Origin of the sequence: Thalassospira profundimaris (assembly GCF_003326675.1) — a bacterium.
GTDB classification, from domain to species: domain Bacteria; phylum Pseudomonadota; class Alphaproteobacteria; order Rhodospirillales; family Thalassospiraceae; genus Thalassospira; species Thalassospira aquimaris.
On the sequence record NZ_JPWF01000013.1, the window covers coordinates 43,776 to 60,935 of the forward strand.

At 54.4% G+C, this 17,160-nt stretch carries 17 protein-coding genes; 16 read left to right on the forward strand and 1 reads right to left on the reverse strand.

Going from position 1 to position 17,160, the window contains the following annotated elements:
- Window positions 1-4: 4 nt before the first annotated feature.
- The 12 genes from TH19_RS17250 (at window position 5) to TH19_RS17305 (ending at window position 13,276) form a co-directional block, all read left to right on the forward strand.
- Complete coding sequence (locus TH19_RS17250; RefSeq protein ID WP_114103606.1) at window positions 5-739, forward strand: TetR/AcrR family transcriptional regulator; 735 nt, start codon at window positions 5-7, stop codon at window positions 737-739.
- 71 nt (window positions 740-810) lie between these two features.
- A complete protein-coding gene (locus tag TH19_RS17255; protein ID WP_114103607.1) occupies window positions 811-2,034 on the forward strand; it encodes a hypothetical protein in 1,224 nt (407 codons plus the stop codon).
- A gap of 1 nt (window position 2,035) precedes the next feature.
- The gene (locus tag TH19_RS17260; protein ID WP_114103608.1) at window positions 2,036-4,009 is read left to right on the forward strand and encodes a hypothetical protein; all 1,974 of its coding nucleotides are present in this window, start codon (window positions 2,036-2,038) and stop codon (window positions 4,007-4,009) included.
- 47 nt (window positions 4,010-4,056) lie between these two features.
- Entirely contained in the window at window positions 4,057-4,488 is a 432-nt protein-coding gene (locus TH19_RS17265) for a hypothetical protein (RefSeq protein WP_114103609.1), read from the forward strand.
- A gap of 257 nt (window positions 4,489-4,745) precedes the next feature.
- Window positions 4,746-5,669: a sulfurtransferase gene (locus TH19_RS17270; protein WP_114103610.1), complete on the forward strand. Its 924-nt coding sequence runs from the start codon at window positions 4,746-4,748 to the stop codon at window positions 5,667-5,669.
- Window positions 5,670-5,776: 107 nt separating this feature from the next.
- Entirely contained in the window at window positions 5,777-6,988 is a 1,212-nt protein-coding gene (locus tag TH19_RS17275) for a YeeE/YedE family protein (protein ID WP_114103611.1), read from the forward strand.
- Complete coding sequence (locus TH19_RS17280) at window positions 6,985-7,596, forward strand: hypothetical protein (protein WP_114103612.1); 612 nt, start codon at window positions 6,985-6,987, stop codon at window positions 7,594-7,596. Before TH19_RS17275 ends, TH19_RS17280 begins: the two co-directional genes overlap by 4 nt.
- A 137-nt stretch (window positions 7,597-7,733) precedes the next feature.
- Window positions 7,734-9,017, forward strand: coding sequence for a DNA (cytosine-5-)-methyltransferase (dcm, locus tag TH19_RS17285; RefSeq protein ID WP_114103613.1), 1,284 nt, complete (start codon window positions 7,734-7,736; stop codon window positions 9,015-9,017).
- A gap of 4 nt (window positions 9,018-9,021) precedes the next feature.
- Window positions 9,022-9,480 (forward strand): very short patch repair endonuclease, encoded by a 459-nt coding sequence (locus tag TH19_RS17290; RefSeq protein WP_114103614.1) that lies wholly within the window; start codon window positions 9,022-9,024, stop codon window positions 9,478-9,480.
- Complete coding sequence (locus TH19_RS17295) at window positions 9,477-10,853, forward strand: type II restriction endonuclease (RefSeq protein ID WP_114103615.1); 1,377 nt, start codon at window positions 9,477-9,479, stop codon at window positions 10,851-10,853. Before TH19_RS17290 ends, TH19_RS17295 begins: the two co-directional genes overlap by 4 nt.
- A 311-nt stretch (window positions 10,854-11,164) precedes the next feature.
- Entirely contained in the window at window positions 11,165-12,988 is a 1,824-nt protein-coding gene (locus tag TH19_RS17300) for a DEAD/DEAH box helicase (protein ID WP_114103616.1), read from the forward strand.
- Window positions 12,989-13,066: 78 nt separating this feature from the next.
- Window positions 13,067-13,276 (forward strand): cold-shock protein, encoded by a 210-nt coding sequence (locus TH19_RS17305; RefSeq protein WP_068517057.1) that lies wholly within the window; start codon window positions 13,067-13,069, stop codon window positions 13,274-13,276.
- 111 nt (window positions 13,277-13,387) lie between these two features.
- Here TH19_RS17305 and TH19_RS17310 read toward each other — a convergent pair whose 3' ends face one another.
- Window positions 13,388-14,065 (reverse strand): FadR/GntR family transcriptional regulator, encoded by a 678-nt coding sequence (locus TH19_RS17310; RefSeq protein ID WP_114103617.1) that lies wholly within the window; start codon window positions 14,063-14,065, stop codon window positions 13,388-13,390.
- Window positions 14,066-14,276: 211 nt separating this feature from the next.
- On the opposite strand from TH19_RS17310, the gene TH19_RS17315 reads away from it, so the two are divergent.
- The 4 genes from TH19_RS17315 to TH19_RS17330 are packed head-to-tail and all read left to right on the forward strand — an operon-like array spanning window position 14,277 to window position 17,130.
- Window positions 14,277-15,059, forward strand: coding sequence for a transporter substrate-binding domain-containing protein (locus TH19_RS17315; protein ID WP_114103618.1), 783 nt, complete (start codon window positions 14,277-14,279; stop codon window positions 15,057-15,059).
- A gap of 38 nt (window positions 15,060-15,097) precedes the next feature.
- A complete protein-coding gene (locus TH19_RS17320; RefSeq protein WP_114103619.1) occupies window positions 15,098-15,769 on the forward strand; it encodes an amino acid ABC transporter permease in 672 nt (223 codons plus the stop codon).
- Window positions 15,762-16,415, forward strand: a complete 654-nt coding sequence (locus TH19_RS17325) for an amino acid ABC transporter permease (protein ID WP_114103620.1) — start codon at window positions 15,762-15,764, stop codon at window positions 16,413-16,415. The genes TH19_RS17320 and TH19_RS17325 overlap by 8 nt, the downstream gene beginning before the upstream one ends.
- A complete protein-coding gene (locus TH19_RS17330) occupies window positions 16,402-17,130 on the forward strand; it encodes an amino acid ABC transporter ATP-binding protein (RefSeq protein WP_114103621.1) in 729 nt (242 codons plus the stop codon). The genes TH19_RS17325 and TH19_RS17330 overlap by 14 nt, the downstream gene beginning before the upstream one ends.
- The last annotated feature ends 30 nt before the right edge of the window (window positions 17,131-17,160 follow it).

A 17,160-nucleotide genomic window follows, 5' to 3' on the forward strand; every position in this document is an offset into this window, starting at 1 on the left:
CACGATGTCCAAAGAACCTTTCAGCATTTCAGCAGCCCTTTCGCGGATCACGCGCGCCGATGATCACGCCGATGATGATACGCTTGAAGTGGATGAAAGCATGGAGGTTGGGCCGCATTCCGGCGGTGCGCTGGTGCCCAAGCGGGTGCGCGATCCCGACCTGACCCGGCAGAAGCTTCTGGATGCGGCATTTGGTGAAGTGCGCCGGGCCGGATTTGGCGGGGCATCGATTGCCAATATCCTTGATATCAGCGGGTGCACCAAAGGCGCGCTTTATCATCATTTTTCGGGCAAGGCCAAACTGGTCAATGCGGTGATCGATGAATGTTTGCCGGGCTATATCGATGCGGTGTGGCTTGATGAGCTTGAGGAAGTCCATGACATCCTGCCGGTGATGATGGGGCAGGTGGATCGACTGGGCCGCGATGATGCACCGGAACTTCTGGAAGGCGGCTGTCCGCTGGCCCGTCTGGCATCGGGTGCGGGCGAGCTTGATGAAGGATTGCGCAAACGCATTGATGGCGTTTACCGCTATTGGCGGCGTGGCTTGGCATCACAAATCAGCCGGGCACAGTTTAACAAGACCGTGCGAACCGATGTTGAATCCTCGGCGGTGGCGGAGTTTGTCATCGCATCCCTGCACGGTTTCCTGACCCGCCCGCCCGCATTGCGGTCCCGCGAAACGCAGGACGCGTTTGCGGGTGAATTTGCCCGGTATCTGAATAATTTGCGTCCTTAGGATTTCCAAGTTGCCGATGGGCAAACCCTAAAGTAGATTTTTCTCGCACAAGGTAATGTTGCGGGTGTGAAATGCTGAGATTGGTAGCGTCGATTGGTTTCATCGTGTGGTCTTTCACAGCAGTCGCTGCCCCGAGCAGTTCTGCCTTGCTTGATCAAATCCTTCTGGAAGCACTGAACGGGTCACTTGCCGCGAATGAACAACGCGTGGCGCAAGAAGCGCAAACACGCGATGAGCGTAAAGCCGAAGGCGACAGGCTTGATATCGCGCGAGAAGACGAAAAGCTTGCACGCAAAAACCTGGCCGACATAGCCAAAGCCGAACGTGACAGGCTTCGGGCTGAGAAAGAAGAAGCAGAGCGTCGCGAAGAGATGCTTGCCCAAGCCGAGCGAGAAGCGAAACGGGAAGCTGCTGCTGCGCGCCGTGCCGCCGAAAATGCCGCAGCCCAAGCAAGTGCAAACAGCATCATTATGGAAGCGATCACCCGCAATGCAAATGCCATTGCGTCTGCGCAGATACAGGGGCAGGCAGCCGTAAATTCGGCCTATGCAACGGTCGATGCAATCAATGCGCAACGCCGCGCCGATGCACAGGCCGCAGCGGTTGCCAATCAAAGCCGGGCAGCAGCCGAAGCCGCGGACAGACAAGCCGAGGCAGCACGTCGTCAATTGGATGCGGCCCTTAATCAATCGCGAAATATTACGCAATCGGGCGGCCAAACTGGTTCGACGTCAACCGGGTTGCCGGGCATTTCCGGGGGGCTTCCGTCTGTCAAAGTCCCCTCTGGCTCGCAGGGAACGACGCGTTCGTCAGAGAACAGGACGATTGTTATTGCGCTGGGCGGGGGCACGGCCAGTACGCCATTGGCACCAACGGCGAAACAAACATTGGGCGATCAGGGGAGCCAAGGTCTTTCCTTGGCATCGGCACCTGTTAGTCGCGAAGAAGCGTTGGCGTATTGTTATCACAAAAAAGAAAAGGATCCGGGGTTTGGCGCAGATGCCTGGTATTGTGACGGGCCAACACAGAACACGCTGACCAATAATCCATTGCCCGAGGCGCTTGGATATGTCGGTTGTCGTGATGCGGATTACGAGGGGCGCAGTGTTGCGTTTAACAAAGGGCTGATTTTCTTCTGCGAGAAAGCAATTGCGCCCTATGACAGCAATATATCGGAACGCTACAAGCTGCCGGGAAACATCCTTGCCCGGCGCAATACGTATCTTTGTAAAGATACGTCGACGACATGCACGCGGGAAAACGCAATCAATGTGACACCGGGTCGAGGGTCTTAAAATGGTGTTGCATTTTACCCGCAGGCTCGTAATCGCGGCCTTGTTTCTTGTCGTCTCGGAACAAGTTGCTGTTGCACAGGTAAGTGACGATTTCAAAGCACTTGCCCGTATCCTTGGTGATGCCGTGTTAAGGGCGGATGATCAGGAAACGCTTGCGCTGTCAGCACGGATCCGGGCGCTTGGTGAACCGGTTGGTGTCGAAATCGAGTTTGCCGAGGCCCAGGCATTGATGCGTATGCATCGGAACGAGGCCGCCGAAGATGCGATCAACCGATATCTTGCCAATGGCGGGAAATTGCAAAAACGTGCCAAGGCAATTCAGACAGAGCTAAATCGCCGTAAAAAGGCAATGTCGACAAGCTGGCGTCGCGATATTACTGCCCGCGGGACACCGTTACTTTATCCCGACGGTAGCTACGTTGTTGCCCGGTGGACAAACGATGACCTTGCAGAGGCCAATATCGTGGTGAGCTTCCACGATGCCAATGGTGATCAGCAATGGAGAACGGTATATGGCGGGGCGGTCGCCAACTATATGTCGGCATATATCGATGTCGATTATGGACGGATCGTCGTGGGGGGCCAGATGGTCAATGGTGGATGGCGTAACGAAAACCATTTGACGCGGGCATTGGCCTTTGAACTGGATCCGTTGGGGCGGGTTCGGTGGCAGTTTAATCCGCAGAATGAAGCGCTTCCGGGCGAGATCGCGTATTACGGAAATACCAGATATTTGGTTGCGGACGGCGTAGGCGGGTTCGTTATGGCCTTTAGTTTAGGGGGCGAGCGATATTTCATCGAGCGATATGCCGCCGACGGTAACCGACAATGGCGCCAGTTTTATCAGGGGAAATCCAAAAACGATAATCCCGATGTGGTCGGGCTTGCACGAGATGGGCTTGGAAATTTCTATGCGTTTTATGATCGCACAGCATGGGCGCCCCAAAAGATTTTGAAATTTGATAAGGGCGGACGCCTCGTTAAGGAACTGCGGGGCAGTCCGGTTAACGGGAAGACCTATGAATATAACGAGGGATACTTTTCGCCTGATAATCTCAGGCGGATTATCATGTCCGTCCAGGTGTCGGAAGATGGCAGCAATGCTTATTTCCTGACGAAAAGATACCTGCCGGACAATAAGGGAATGGTCCACGAAGTTCATGCGGTTTCCTTGTCTTCAGGTCAGCCCTTGTGGTTAAGGTCCTTTGGCCTGATGCCGGTCGTGAACAGGAATTACAGAGAGTCTGTCGAGTTCGCGGTGGATGGAAAAGACATCGTTATTGCCGGTATTGAACAAGCGTCATCAGAGGGCAAGAAAACACTGTTCGTTCGCAAATACAGTGGTGCAAGCGGGACATTGTTGTGGGAGCGACGGGAGAACAGGGAAGAGGGGGCCTATGCCGTCGACAGGGTGCAGATTTTCCCCAGTGGCATGGCGCTGATTGTCACCGGTCCCGAAAAGAAAGAGATCATCCATCTTGCGGCCCTTGAGTTCGAAGGGCTTGATGATCCGCTTGCAGAGCCGCCGGCGGTTGCTTTCCTGCCTTATAGTGAAAACAGTGATGCACGTGCAGAGATACTATATCAGCGGGCCGTTGATGACGTCAGCAGCGCGGAGGCAGCTTTGCGTACATGCCGGGAAGGCAAGGTTTCCGAAAACGTGGTTGGTCGCATCCGCGAGGTCAGAGCGGATTGGGGATTTGTGATCCTTGACCTTAATGCCGGGCGCGGTTTGAAATCGGATATGTCGGTGCGTTTGGCTGACGGAACATTGATTGGCCTGAAACCGGGTAAGGAAGTCAGTGCAAGTGCGGTTTCGGCATCCCCGATTTCGGCCCCAATCGAAAAATTGACGGCCGGAATGGATGTGGTTGCATCCGGGGATATTCCCGATGCTTTGTGTCCATCGGAACTGGCGGGGCTTGAACAGGCCCGCAAACATTTAACGGCAACCCCGCGTCCTGCAAGTCGCTAGGGGGCAAATTTGAATTACATTTGTTCGGTTAAACAGGGGAAGAGCACGTGACAAACTTCAAGAAGCTGGCAGGGGCGACAATGCTGCTAACCGGACTGGCCGGGTGCGAGTTCAAAACAGCGGGCATTGATCAGACCGCGGTTGAGTTTATGCCGCCCGATGTGGCGATTGCCTATGTCAAGGACACCCTGAAGCCGTGGCCGGCGGGATATGGCTATGATCCGTGTGTTATTACCGATGACGGGGTGATGATGGACGGGGATTTCCATGCCTTTGCAAATACCCGTCTGATTATTGAACGGGACACCATTCGGGATCGCTACGATATCCGTGTGCTTGAAAACACCTGGGTCATTCCGGATTTCTGTTCCTATTACAAAGGGGATGACGGAACAGGTTCCCTGGCAGCCGAAGCCGAGAAAATTGATCGCATCGGCACGGCCTTTACTGCGCTTGGATCAAACGTGCCGTCGCATTGATTAATGTGGTTGGCGGTTGGGGACTGCGTTCCGGGCATTGGGCGGGGTAATCATCATTTCTTTCCGCGGAAATCCGAAGGCGCGCAGTGATGCTGCATTTGCGGGGCACGCGATCCTCATGTTCGGGGGCTTCTGTTAGATCGCTCGTTAATTAAACATAAAAATTGTGTTATAAATGAATTATTGACATTTTTCTGTGGGTGATTACATCTCTTTCACAGTTTTATGAATATTTCAGAATGATGGAGACAGGCCCCATGCGCGCTCTTGTTCTTTCTGCTGTTGCAGCTGTGGCATTTGCCTTTGCTGGCAGTGCGGCCCAGGCCGAACGCCTGACCGACAAGCCGTTGGTTGATGCCAACTGGGTTGAAGCGAATCTTGATAACCCGTCTTTGGTTGTTGTGGACATCCGTTCGCTGACCAAAGAGGGCAGCCCCTATGATGCAGGTCACATTCCGGGTTCGGTTTATGCGCCCTATGGCAAGTTCGGCTGGCGTGCGAAGGTCGACAATGTTGTCGGCATGTTGCCGCCGCTTGATGTGATTTCGGGCCGTATCGGTTCGCTTGGTATCGATAATGACAAACAGGTTGTTATTGTCCCGGCCGGTGAAAACAGCTCCGACTTTGGTGGCGCGACCCGTGTTTACTGGACCTTCAAGGTTCTGGGTCATGACGCGGTTACCATTCTTGATGGTGGTCAGCGCGCATGGCTTGCCGCGGGCAAAGCGGTTTCGACCGATGCGGTTGCACCGGGTGCTGTGGCCTTTAACGCCGATTTCCGTCCGGAACTTCTGGCGACTGCCGATGACGTTGCCAAGGCACGTGATGCGGGTGTCGCGCTGATTGATGCGCGTCCGGTATCGCAGTTCAAGGGCGAAACCAAAAGCGGTGTGGTTGCCCGTGCCGGTGCCGTTCCGGGTGCGAAAAACATCGCACAGTCGGAATTCTATAGCGATCAGAACGGTGCGTTTGTCGCATCTGACGTGATTGAATCGCTGGTGGCCGATGCAGGTGTCGCGACTGACGCCAAGGAAATCACCTATTGCAATACCGGTCACTGGGCATCGGTTGCGTGGTTTGGTCTGTCTGAAGTGATGGGCAACAAAAACACTGCAATGTATGATGGCTCCATGACCGAATGGGCTGCTGATCCGAGCCGCGAGATGATCATTCCGGAATAAATCCGGGTATCATACCGACCTTGTTGGCAGACTTGTTTTGGACGGAATCGGGGCGACCCGGTTCCGTTCGCGTTTAAAGATTTCATTTAACGTTACTGAGCGTCACCATGTCAGAAACGACCCTTAAAGCTCGCCCGGAAGCCCCGGGATTTGACTTTGACAAAGGCCCGGCCGCGATGACGGCAGTGCTGTTTGTGATTGTCGGTATTGCCATTGCCCAAGCAGTTGATCTTCATCAGGCGGTTCTTTACGGCCTTGGCGGATTGCTGGGTATTTCCCTTTATCATGCGTCATTCGGTTTTACCGGTGGCTGGCGCCGGTTCTCGGTCGAGAAGCGCGGGCGTGCAATGCGTGCCCAGCTTTTGATGATCGGGGTGGCGGCCGCGGCCTTTATCCCGATGCTGGCGCTTGGCAATCCGTTGGGTGATCCGATTGTCGGGGCGGTCGCACCGGTCGGGACATCGGTTCTGGTCGGGGCCTTTATGTTTGGCCTTGGCATGCAGCTTGGCGGTGGTTGTGGTTCGGGAACGCTGTTTACGGTTGGTGGCGGCAGTTCGCGGATGTTGCTGACCCTTGTGTTCTTTATCATCGGGGCAGTGATCGGGACGGCGCATTTGCCAATGTGGCTTGAACTTCCGGCCTTGCCGCCGATGAGTTTGGGGCGCGAGCTTGGCGTTGGTGGCGGACTTGCCGTGACCTTTGGCGGTCTGGCACTTGTCGCATTGATCACGGTGATTGTCGAAAAGCGTGCCCACGGGTCGCTTGAAGCAACGCCCAAGGCACCGCGTGCCGGTTTGGCGCGCCTGTTCCATGGTCCCTGGCCGCTGGTCTGGACCGGGTTGCTTTTAGCCGGCCTTAACATTGCGACCCTTTTGATTGCCGGTCATCCGTGGTCGATTACGTTCGGCTTTGGCCTGTGGGGTGCGAAGATCGCCCAGGTCATCGGCATTCCGGTCGAAACCTGGGAATTCTGGAACTGGGCGGGGCCTGCCAAGGCGCTTGGCAATTCGGTTCTTGAAGACAATACCTCGGTGATGAATTTCGGCATCGTGATCGGTGCGGCCTTTGCCGCCGCCCTTGCCGGTAAATTCGCGCCGAAGGTTTCGGTGCCGATGGCGTCGCTTCTGGCGGCCGCGGTTGGCGGCATCCTGATGGGCTATGGCGCGCGTCTGGCATTTGGTTGCAATATCGGTGCATTCTTTAGCGGGATCGCATCGGGCAGCGTGCATGGCTGGTTGTGGTTTGTGCTGGCCTTTGCAGGCAGCTGGGTCGGTATCGCCCTGCGTCCGGCATTTGGATTGGATGGATTCCGGAAATGAGCGAGAAAAACACCCTTCTGTTCGGTGCGGTCTTTTTGGCAGCGACCGGCGCGGTCGCCCTTGATCACTACACCCACACGGCAAACATTCCGGCCATCGCCAACCCGGCCCCGGCAAAACGTCCGGCAGCAGGCGCAAATCCCTGTGCGGGGAATCCGTGTGCGGCAAATCCGTGCGGCGCGAACCCGTGTGGTGCCAATCCTTGTGGCGCCAATCCTTGCGGTGCGGGCTATAATCCGTGTGCGGCCAATCCATGTGCCGCCAATCCATGTGGGGCGGGATATAATCCTTGTGCTGCAAACCCTTGTGCGGCGAGTCCGTGTGGGGCGGGGTATAACCCGTGCGCTGCATCGCCGTGTTCCGCGAACCCGTGTGCGGCCTATAACCCCTGTGGTGCGGCAAGTCCCTGTGCGGCACGTTTGAATCCGCGCAGTCTTGGCAATCCCTGTGCTGCGGCCAATCCGTGCGCGGCAAGCCCGTGCGGTGCCTATAACCCGTGCGCGGCATCGCCCTGTGCCCCGGCAGCGGCAAGCAACCCGTGTGCGGCAGCAAATCCGTGTGCTGCCTATAACCCTTGTGGTGCGGCGAACCCTTGTTCTGCCTATTAAATGCGGGCCTTCGACTTTTGTGAGCGCGGTAACTCGCGCTCACAACTTGAAATAAGAACAAAACGTGATTCTTCACTTGCATGAATTACGATAAAAGTTATTCTTGTTTTGTTCTTATTTCTGTAAGGAGGTGCGCAATGGAAGCCGGTTTTCACGCACTACGTACAGCAAACGGCTGGTCTCTTGATGACGCGGCAGCATGGTTTGGTGTATCAAGACAGACGGTCGAGCAATGGGATTCAGGGAAAAGCATTCCTGAGAGAGGATGCCTGCAAGACCTTGAAAGCACCTTGATATACAAAAAGAATTTTAACCGGGACCAGTCGATGAGCGATTTCACCTTTATTGATCTGTTTGCGGGAATCGGCGGAGTTCGGCGCGGATTCGAAGCGGCGGGCGGGAAATGTGTTTTTACCAGCGAGTGGGACACATATGCGCAGAAAACGTATCGGGAGAACTTCCCGAATGACAATCACCAGATCGCAGGGGATATAACGCAGATCAAGGCCGAAGAAATTCCGGCACATGATGTTCTGCTTGCAGGGTTTCCGTGTCAGCCGTTCTCGATTGCCGGTGTATCGAAGAAAAATGCTCTTGGGCGCGCTCACGGTTTCATGGATAAGGCACAAGGCACGCTTTTCTTTGATGTTCTTCGCATTCTCAAGCACCACAAGCCGGCAGCTTTCATGCTTGAGAATGTAAAGAACCTGAAAAGCCACAACAAGGGTGACACGTTCAATACTATTATGGGCGCATTGCGCGACGAGCTTGGTTATCACGTTCAGGCCCGTGTCGTTGACGGGAAAGGCTATGTACCTCAGCACCGTGAACGAATTTTTATTGTCGGCTTTCGAAAAGATGTTGGCTTCGATTTCGACGCCTGCAAGTTTGCAGATGCTGCTTCCGGGCCGGTCATAGGTACAATATTGCATGCCCCCGACGAAGAGCCGGAGCATCAGTTTACATTGCAGCCTGAAGATGCGCAGGCCAATGTTTCAAGTGTTGTGAACCCGAAATATACGTTGTCGGACAAGCTCTGGAAGTATCTGTTTGATTATGCTGCGAAGCATAAGGCGAAAGGAAACGGGTTTGGCTTCGGTCTTTGCGGGCCGGACGACAAGGCGAGAACGCTTTCTGCGCGCTATTACAAGGATGGCAGTGAAATTCTGATCGATCAGGGTGAAGGACGGAATCCGCGCCGTTTGACGCCGCGTGAATGTGCCCGCCTGATGGGGTTTGACGATGATACTTTTACGATGAAAATTCCTGTCTCTGATACCCGTGCATACAAACAGTTCGGAAATTCTGTCGTCGTGCCGGTGATCAAGGAAATAGCACGGCAGATGAAGCCTTATGTGTTGAAGAGCATGAGGGCGGAGGGTGCAGTTGTCGTGAACGAAGAGAGCGTCGCAGCGGAGTAATTGTTTGGCTGATATTGTCTCGCCTGAACAACGCAGCAAGATGATGTCAAAAATTCGCGCGACGGATACAAGGCCAGAAATCTTGGTCCGTAAGGCGTTGTACGCCCGGGGTTTTCGCTATCGCCTTCATGACAGGCAGTTGCCGGGTAAGCCTGATCTTGTTCTTCCCAAATATAATGCTGTCATATTCGTACATGGATGCTTTTGGCATGGCCACGATTGTCACCTGTTCAGGTGGCCTAAGTCTCGTGAGGAATTCTGGAGGGAAAAGCTGAGCAGAAACAGGCTCCGCGATAGCCAGGCTTTAGTTCAATTACATGATAAGCAGATAAGAACGTTAATTGTCTGGGAATGCTCGTTAAAAGGGAAAGGTCGGCTTGATTTCTCTAGTCTAGTGAATATGGTGTCGGATTGGCTTAAAGGTAATAGCAACCATAACGAGATTCGGGGGAGAAGCCGATGAACTTGCAAGGAGAGCTCAACTTCGATGGTTTGAGTAGTGATACAGAACTTCTGTTGAGGCTATTTGAGACATCGGATCGCGTGCTTGTAAAAAAGCTATCCAACAATGACCGTGATTGGGCGCGTTTTCCAAACAAGCATCAGGCTGGGGTCTACATTCCGCAAGAGCAACGGGAGGGAGGCTTTTTCCCGGAACTCTCAGTGAAGGAGAGGTTGGATCCTGAAGCAAAACCAATTCGAGAAAGCTTCTTCTCTACGGTTTGGCCGCAGAATGGCAACGAAGAGAAGCGAAGCCGACTGGTTCATTATACCAGCAAGGGGCCCGAAACTCACTTAACTGGACTTCCGAAGTCACTATTTTGCGACTTGTTGCCTGCGTCTTTTTTCTTGATGGCAAAGCAACAGAGAGCGGGAGGGACAGTCTTCATATGTATGACAATTGATTCTACGTCTGAAGAAGTCGCCTATTTGGAAGATCTGTTAAGCCTCGAACCTGATTTCATCGTTGGTGAATTTGATACAGGAGTTGTCAAGCAGCAGGAGCAAGAGGGAATTCTGGGTTTTGCTGATCAAATTGTAGCTGCTTGGCAAAGAGGAGAAATAGGACTTTTCGCAGCTACAAGCGCGAAAATGCCGACAACACTTGAGCTTGCTCACATTGCAAGATCCAAGTTCATGGATATCCATAGGCGCAAAGATATTAATCCATTTGAAATGGACTGTCCCGGCGACGCATTACGCGAGATCAGCAGGAGTATTGAGTGGGATCTATTTCGAGAGTATCAGCGCCAAGAGCGCGCAGTTCAGCTGGTGAGGATAGTGTTTGGGGATGAGCCAAAGGCCTTTAATGCCATTGAAATCATGCGGCGCCTTACCGATGCATTGGCTGAAATTGACAAATTGATGTTGTCAGCCAGCCAGCAACGAAAGTCGCGGGCAGGATACTCTTACGAGCATCATATTGAAGCGATGTTGGGTGCAGCTTTAATTCCGTTCGAAAAGCAAGTCGTTCTGGAGAATAAAAAGCGTCCAGATTTTGTTCTTCCATCACTTTCTTACGCTAAGAGGGTTAAAATTGAGAATCAGCAGGGGCTTATTCTTAGTGCAAAAACAACCTTGCGTGAGCGATGGAAGCAGGTAGAGCGGGAAAAAGGAGATCGTGATTTATACCTGACAACCGTGGATGAGAACATTCCCGCAAGCACGATTGAAGATATGGCGAGAATTAATGTTCAGCTTGTAATTCCCGAAAGTTTGCTGTCTGAGCGCAAGGTGGCGGGGCTGAAGAATGAGTACGCGGGGCATCCAAATGTGCTCACTTTCAAGGAATTCTGTGAGAATGTGGTGAGGCCCCGGATGGGGTTTTGGAAATAGTAGCTTTTCTTGGCTGTGACGAAGGCCCGGCGCGCAAATCTGCCGGGTCTGTTTGCGTAAAACGCGGGGCTGTCACAAATATGGCGTTTGACAAGATGGGCAAACTCTGCGCATGGTGTCGCAGAAATTTGATCGCTCCAGAAGCGTAGAGGGGATGTATATCCCCCACTGTTGAGTGGTTGACCTAAGAACGCATTGAAGTGTCCAGCTACGCGGGTGCTTCCAGAACTGCAAGGCGCAGACCTGATTACTATATTTCACCGGGCGTTGTCCCAGCTGTCTGCAGCCTCTAATTTACGAGTTACCCTTATTTGACCCAGTTTTCCGAACTCGGCCTGGCCGAGCCGGTCCTTCGCGCATTGGCGCAAGAAGGCTATGACGCGCCGACACCCATCCAGGCGCAGTCCATTCCGTCCCTGCTTCAAGGTAAGGACCTGCTTGGTATCGCCCAGACCGGTACCGGCAAGACGGCAGCATTCGCGTTGCCGATTCTTGATCGACTTTCCAAAACCGAAGGCCGTACACCCAAAGGTGCCTGCCGTGTGCTTGTGCTTGCGCCGACGCGCGAGCTTGCCGCACAGATCGGTGACAGTTTCCGTGCCTATGGCCGGTTCCTGAATGTCCGTGTTGCTGTGGTTGTGGGCGGTGTTGCCCATGGTCCGCAGATCAAGGCGATTACGCCGGGCATCGAGGTTCTGGTCGCGACGCCGGGCCGTCTTCTGGATCATGTTGATAGTGGCAAACTGACGCTGAAGCATGTTGATGTGGTTGTGCTCGATGAGGCCGACCATATGCTTGATCTTGGCTTCCTGCCGCCGATCAAGCGCATCATCAAGATGTTGCCGCGTGATCGTCAGAACCTGTTCTTCTCGGCGACGATGCCGACCCAGATCGGTCAGCTGGCCGGTGATATGCTTTCCGATCCGGTCAAGGTTTCCGTGACCCCGGTTGCAACCACCCAGGAACGTGTTGACCAGTCGGTTTACCTGATCGAGCGGACCCGCAAGCGTCAGCTTCTGGCAGAGCTTCTTGATAATCCGGCTTTCAAGCGTACGCTGGTCTTTACGCGCACCAAGCGCGGTGCGGACCGTGTTGCACGTCATCTTGAAGCCAATAAAATCAGTGCAGCCGCCATTCACGGCAATAAAAGCCAGAACCAGCGCGAGCGCGCCCTGAACGCCTTTAAGGATGGTCAGATCGGTGTGCTTGTCGCGACCGATATCGCCGCACGCGGTATTGACGTTGATGGCGTGACCCATGTCGTGAATTTCGAGCTTCCCAATGTTCCGGAAAGCTATGTGCACCGTATCGGCCGTACGGCCCGTGGCGGTGCCAGCGGTACGGCGATTGCGTTCTGTGATGAAGAAGAACGCGGTCTTCTGCGCGATATCGAAAAAACCACCCGTCAGTCGATCCCGGTGATCGACCGTCGCGACGCAGAAGCCGCGGCGGCCGAAGAGGCACAGTCGGCCGAAGCACGCGAAACCAACCGTGGTCGTCGTGAAGGCGGCGGTCGTGGTCAGGGCCAGGGTCGTGGCCAGGGACGTGGTGCTGCAAATGGTCAGGGCCGTGGAAACGGTCGTGGTAATGGGAATGGCGGTCGCAATGCTGGTGGCAATGCCCGTCGTGACGGCGAAGGCAGCCGTGCAGCAGCCGGTAATCGTCCGGAACGTTCAAGTGATCGTCCGGCACGCCAGTCGTCCCAGCGTCGTGATGGCGAGGGAAATGCCAATGCACAGGCAGAGGTAAACCCGGCACTCGAAAAATCCAGAAGCCGTTACAAGGGCGGGATCAAATCCAGCCCGGCCAACGGTCGTGGAAATGGCCCGGCAGGCAATGCCGGTTCTTCCGATGGGCGCAAGCGCCCGGTCAAGCGCGTTGATTCCGATGGAAACCGCCGCGACCGTGCGCAGGGCGACAATTCAATTTCTTCCGGTCTGTCCTTTATGGGCAGCACCGAGGAACGCCGCGCGAAAGGCAACGGGGGCAATGGTGCCCGCAATGCCAATCCGCAAGGCAAGCGCGGCGGTGCGAACCGCAATCGCAATCCACGTGGCCCACAGTCTGGCGGGCAGCCGGGCGGATCGGGTCGCGCAAACTCTTCTGGAAAACAGTCGCGGCGTGAACGCGCCTGATTGTTTTTCGAACCTCTATAGGCGCACCCACGCGGGGTGTGTCGTAACGCCAATCAATACTCGATAGGAGATTTAAAGATGGCAACTGGTACCGTTAAATGGTTCAACGCAACTAAAGGTTTTGGTTTCATTCAGCCGGACGAAGGCGGAAATGACGTATTCCTGCACATCAGCGCTGTTGAGCGCGCTGGCATGGGCCACCCGCAGGAAGGCGACAAAATCAACTACGAACTGCGCACCGATTCCCGTTCGGGTCGCGTTTCGGCTGACGACCTGTCGGCTGCCTAATTCGGTTTGCCATTCCTTGTGAATGGCACCGCGTTAATGAAACCCCCATCCGCGAAAGCGGGTGGGGGTTTTGTTTTGTTTTGTTTTGTTTTGTTTTACCGGGATTTCGGATCACGGGCGCAAAAAGGCGATCTTGGCGCGGGTCGCGGCACTCAGAACATGAAAATGCATGGCGTCGCGTGCGCCAGACGGGTTGTGTTCGCGGACATAGCGCAAAACCTGTTCATGTTCGGCCAGCGGGGCGGCAATCGCCTTGGCATTGGCAAAGGGCAGCATCTGGTTTTCGTGGATGATCTGGGCGGCAGGATGCATGGCCTTGGCAAACATCGGATTACCTGACGCCAATAGAAGAACTTCGTGAAATTCTGTATCGGCCGTCGCCGCGGCAATCAGATCGTCATTTTCAAATGCGGTGCGCATTTCGGTAATGCTGGCTTCAAGGGCGGCCAGATGGTCCTTGTTGCGCATTTGGGCGGCCAAACCGGCGACATAGGGTTCGATGGCCAGCCGGAATTGATAAACCTGCCCGGCCTGGCGGTTGCGGTCCTGTCCCAGAGGTGGCTGATTCTGGCGGTCGGTGATGTATACGCCCTTGCCCGCGTGAATATGGATCAGGCCAATGGCCTCGAGCGTTGCCAGGGCTTCGCGCAGGCTGGTGCGGCTGATGCCAAGCTCGTTGGCCAGGATCCGCTGGGCCGGTAGCGAGTCACCGGGTTTTAGATCCTTGTTTTTAATCAGATTTCGAATATCTCGTGCGGCGCGTTCCGGGGCGGTTTCGCTGCGTGCCATGTATTTTCCCACCTCTGGTCAGACCAGTTTAAGCGATTTGAATATTCAAGATTTGCCGGTTTATAGCGGTTTTTGATCGATCTGGTATTTAATTTACGCCGAAGAAAAAATTATTCATAGACAAAAGATCAAAAAATGTGCAGCGTCTATTCAAGGTTAAAAATCGTGCATTAATGATCTCAGAAACTCTTAGACAAACGGGTAGAGGCTTATGAAACAGTTCTTCAAAACCGCGATTGCTGCTGTGGCGATGCTTGCCGCTCCACTTGGCGTCGCATCGGCGGGCGCGCTTGACAGCATTTCCGAGGCAGGGGTTCTTAAAGTTGCCGTGCCGCAGGATTTCCCGCCATTTGGGTCGGTGGGCACCGATATGCAGCCGAAGGGCTATGACATCGATATGGCAGCCCTGATTGCCGAAGACCTTGGTGTCAAACTTGAACTGGTGCCGGTTACCTCGGCCAACCGTATTCCGTACCTGACCACGGGCAAGGTCGATCTGGTGATTTCAAGCCTTGGCAAAAACCCGGATCGTGAAAAGGTGATCGATTTCAGCGCACCTTATGCCCCGTTCTATAACGGCGTTTTCGGTCCTGCTGATATCTCGGCCGAGAAGGCCGATGATCTTGCCGGTATGTCGGTTGGTGTGACCCGTGGTGCGATTGAGGATCTTGAACTGACCAAGATTGCGCCGGCCGATGTCGATATCAAACGCTATGAAGACAATAACGGCACGATTTCGGCATTCCTTTCGGGTCAGGTTGACCTGATTGCAACCGGTAACGTGACCGCGGCTGCGATCATCGAGCGCAACCCGCCGCGTAAGCCGGAGCCGAAATTCCTGATCAAAAATTCGCCTTGCTATGTCGGTCTGAACAAGGAAGAGCCGGAATTCATGGCGAAGGTCAACGAGATCATTGCAGCATCCATGGCCGATGGCCGTTTGAATGCGATTGCCGAAAAGTGGCTTGGTATTCCGCTTCCGGAAAAACTTTGATCATTCTTGGCCACAGCTGACGGGATCGTTGCAGATCAATGGCATATAAATTCGACTTTGGCGCGATAGTGCCGCATTGGGAACTTCTGGTCGACGGGATGATCCTGACGGCAGAATTGACAGTGATCGGTGCCGTTGTCGGCGTCGGATTGGGGATCATGGGGGCGTGGGCGCGTGCGTCGCGCGCCCCGGTGATCAGCCAGATTGTGGGTGTCTATGTCGAACTGATCCGCAATACCCCGTTTCTGGTGCAGTTGTTTTTCATCTTTTTCGGTCTTCCGGCCCTTGGGGTGAAGCTGACCGAATTTCAGGCCGCCGTATTGGCGATGATCGTCAATCTCGGGGCCTATTCCACCGAAATCATCCGGGCAGGTATCCTTGCCATTCCGCAAGGGCAGATCGAGGCAGCACAAAGCCTTGCCATGAACCGGGTTCAGATTTTCCGTTATGTGGTTTTGCTTCCGGCACTCAAGAAAATCTGGCCGGCCCTTTCAAGCCAGATCGTGATTGTGATGCTGGGATCGTCGGTTTGTTCGCAGATCGCGGCCGAGGAGCTGACATTTGGTGCGAACTATATTCAGGCGATCAATTTCCGTGCCTTTGAAGTCTATTTCGTGGTGACGGGTCTTTATCTTGTCATGTCGATCCTGCTTCGGATGGGGTTGAAAGTTTTGGGCAACTACCTGTTTGAACGGCGGCGTCATGTCTGAATTTTCGTTATGGGATATTGTTTATAACCTGCTGCTTGCAGGGCGCTGGACAGTGTTGCTGTCACTGACCGCGTTCGTTCTTGGCGGGATTGTCGGCCTGTTGCTTTTGATGGTGCGTACGGCGGGCAATCCGTGGGTGGTCCGGTTTGTGCGCGGCTATGTCGAACTGTTTCAGGGCACACCGCTTTTGATGCAGCTTTTTATCGTGTTCTTTGGCCTGCCGTTGATCGGGCTTGATGTGTCGCCCTGGGTTGCTGCCACATTCGGGTTAACACTGTTTACCAGTGCGTTCCTGACCGAGATCTGGCGCGGTTGCGTTGAATCGGTGGGCAAGGGCCAGTGGGAAGCATCGGCCAGTCTTGGCATGAATTTCACCCAGCAGATGCGCTACATCGTCTTGCCGCAGGCCCTTCGTATTGCCATTCCGCCCACGGTCGGTTTTTCGGTCCAGGTCGTCAAAGGGACGGCTGTGGCATCGATTATCGGTTTTGTTGAATTGACCAAGGCCGGGACCATGATCACCAATGCGACCTATGCGCCGTTCACGGTCTATGGCTGTGTCGCGGTGATGTATTTCCTGATTTGTTATCCGCTTTCGCTGTTTGCCCGTCATCTGGAAGGAAAGTTCCGCAATGTCGCTCGTTGAATTGCATGCCATTCATAAAAGTTTTGGCGCGCTGGAAGTCCTTAAGGGCATCGATCTTTCCATTGACGAGGGGCAGGTGATTGCCCTGATCGGGAAAAGTGGTTCGGGCAAAAGTACGCTTTTGCGCACGATCAACGGTCTTGAGGCGATTGATGATGGTGTCATCATGGTGGATGGCAAGAAAATCAGCGAACGCGATACCGACCTGCTTGCCCTGCGGCTTCAGGTCGGGATGGTGTTTCAGCAGTTCAATCTGTTTCCGCATTACACCGCCCTTGAAAATGTGATGCTGTCGCCGCAGGTCGTCAAAAAGCAGTCAAAGGCCGAGGCCCGCGAAATCGCCGAGGAAATGTTGGCCAAGGTCGGTCTTGCCGACAAGATGATGCATTACCCCGATCAGCTTTCAGGCGGCCAGCAACAGCGCGTGGCGATTGCCCGTGCCCTTGCGATGAAGCCCAAGGTGCTTTTGTGTGACGAGGTGACATCGGCGCTTGATCCGGAACTGGTCAACGAAGTGTTGGCGGTTGTTCGCCAACTGGCCGAAGAAGGCATGACCCTTGTGATGGTGACCCATGAAATGCGGTTTGCCCGCGAGGTTTGTGACAAGCTGGTCTTTATGCATCAGGGGCGCATTCACGAAACCGGCGATCCGGAAGAGGTGTTTTCCAATCCGAAAACGCCGGAGCTTTCAAGTTTTGTCGGGGGCTTGGCCTGATCACAGCCAGACAGGCTGTAATGGTTTTGT

Bases quoted from the DNA above. Each gene is read 5' to 3' on its own strand.
- TH19_RS17250 (WP_114103606.1), top strand. From the start codon at position 5: ATGTCCAAAGAACCTTTCAGCATTTCAGCAGCCCTTTCGCGGATCACG.
- TH19_RS17255 (WP_114103607.1), top strand. From the start codon at position 811: ATGCTGAGATTGGTAGCGTCGATTGGTTTCATCGTGTGGTCTTTCACA.
- TH19_RS17260 (WP_114103608.1), top strand. From the start codon at position 2,036: ATGGTGTTGCATTTTACCCGCAGGCTCGTAATCGCGGCCTTGTTTCTT.
- TH19_RS17270 (WP_114103610.1), top strand. From the start codon at position 4,746: ATGCGCGCTCTTGTTCTTTCTGCTGTTGCAGCTGTGGCATTTGCCTTT.
- TH19_RS17275 (WP_114103611.1), top strand. From the start codon at position 5,777: ATGTCAGAAACGACCCTTAAAGCTCGCCCGGAAGCCCCGGGATTTGAC.
- TH19_RS17280 (WP_114103612.1), top strand. From the start codon at position 6,985: ATGAGCGAGAAAAACACCCTTCTGTTCGGTGCGGTCTTTTTGGCAGCG.
- dcm (WP_114103613.1), top strand. From the start codon at position 7,734: ATGGAAGCCGGTTTTCACGCACTACGTACAGCAAACGGCTGGTCTCTT.
- TH19_RS17295 (WP_114103615.1), top strand. From the start codon at position 9,477: ATGAACTTGCAAGGAGAGCTCAACTTCGATGGTTTGAGTAGTGATACA.
- TH19_RS17305 (WP_068517057.1), top strand. From the start codon at position 13,067: ATGGCAACTGGTACCGTTAAATGGTTCAACGCAACTAAAGGTTTTGGT.
- TH19_RS17310 (WP_114103617.1), bottom strand. From the start codon at position 14,065: ATGGCACGCAGCGAAACCGCCCCGGAACGCGCCGCACGAGATATTCGA.
- TH19_RS17315 (WP_114103618.1), top strand. From the start codon at position 14,277: ATGAAACAGTTCTTCAAAACCGCGATTGCTGCTGTGGCGATGCTTGCC.
- TH19_RS17320 (WP_114103619.1), top strand. From the start codon at position 15,098: ATGGCATATAAATTCGACTTTGGCGCGATAGTGCCGCATTGGGAACTT.
- TH19_RS17325 (WP_114103620.1), top strand. From the start codon at position 15,762: ATGTCTGAATTTTCGTTATGGGATATTGTTTATAACCTGCTGCTTGCA.
- TH19_RS17330 (WP_114103621.1), top strand. From the start codon at position 16,402: ATGTCGCTCGTTGAATTGCATGCCATTCATAAAAGTTTTGGCGCGCTG.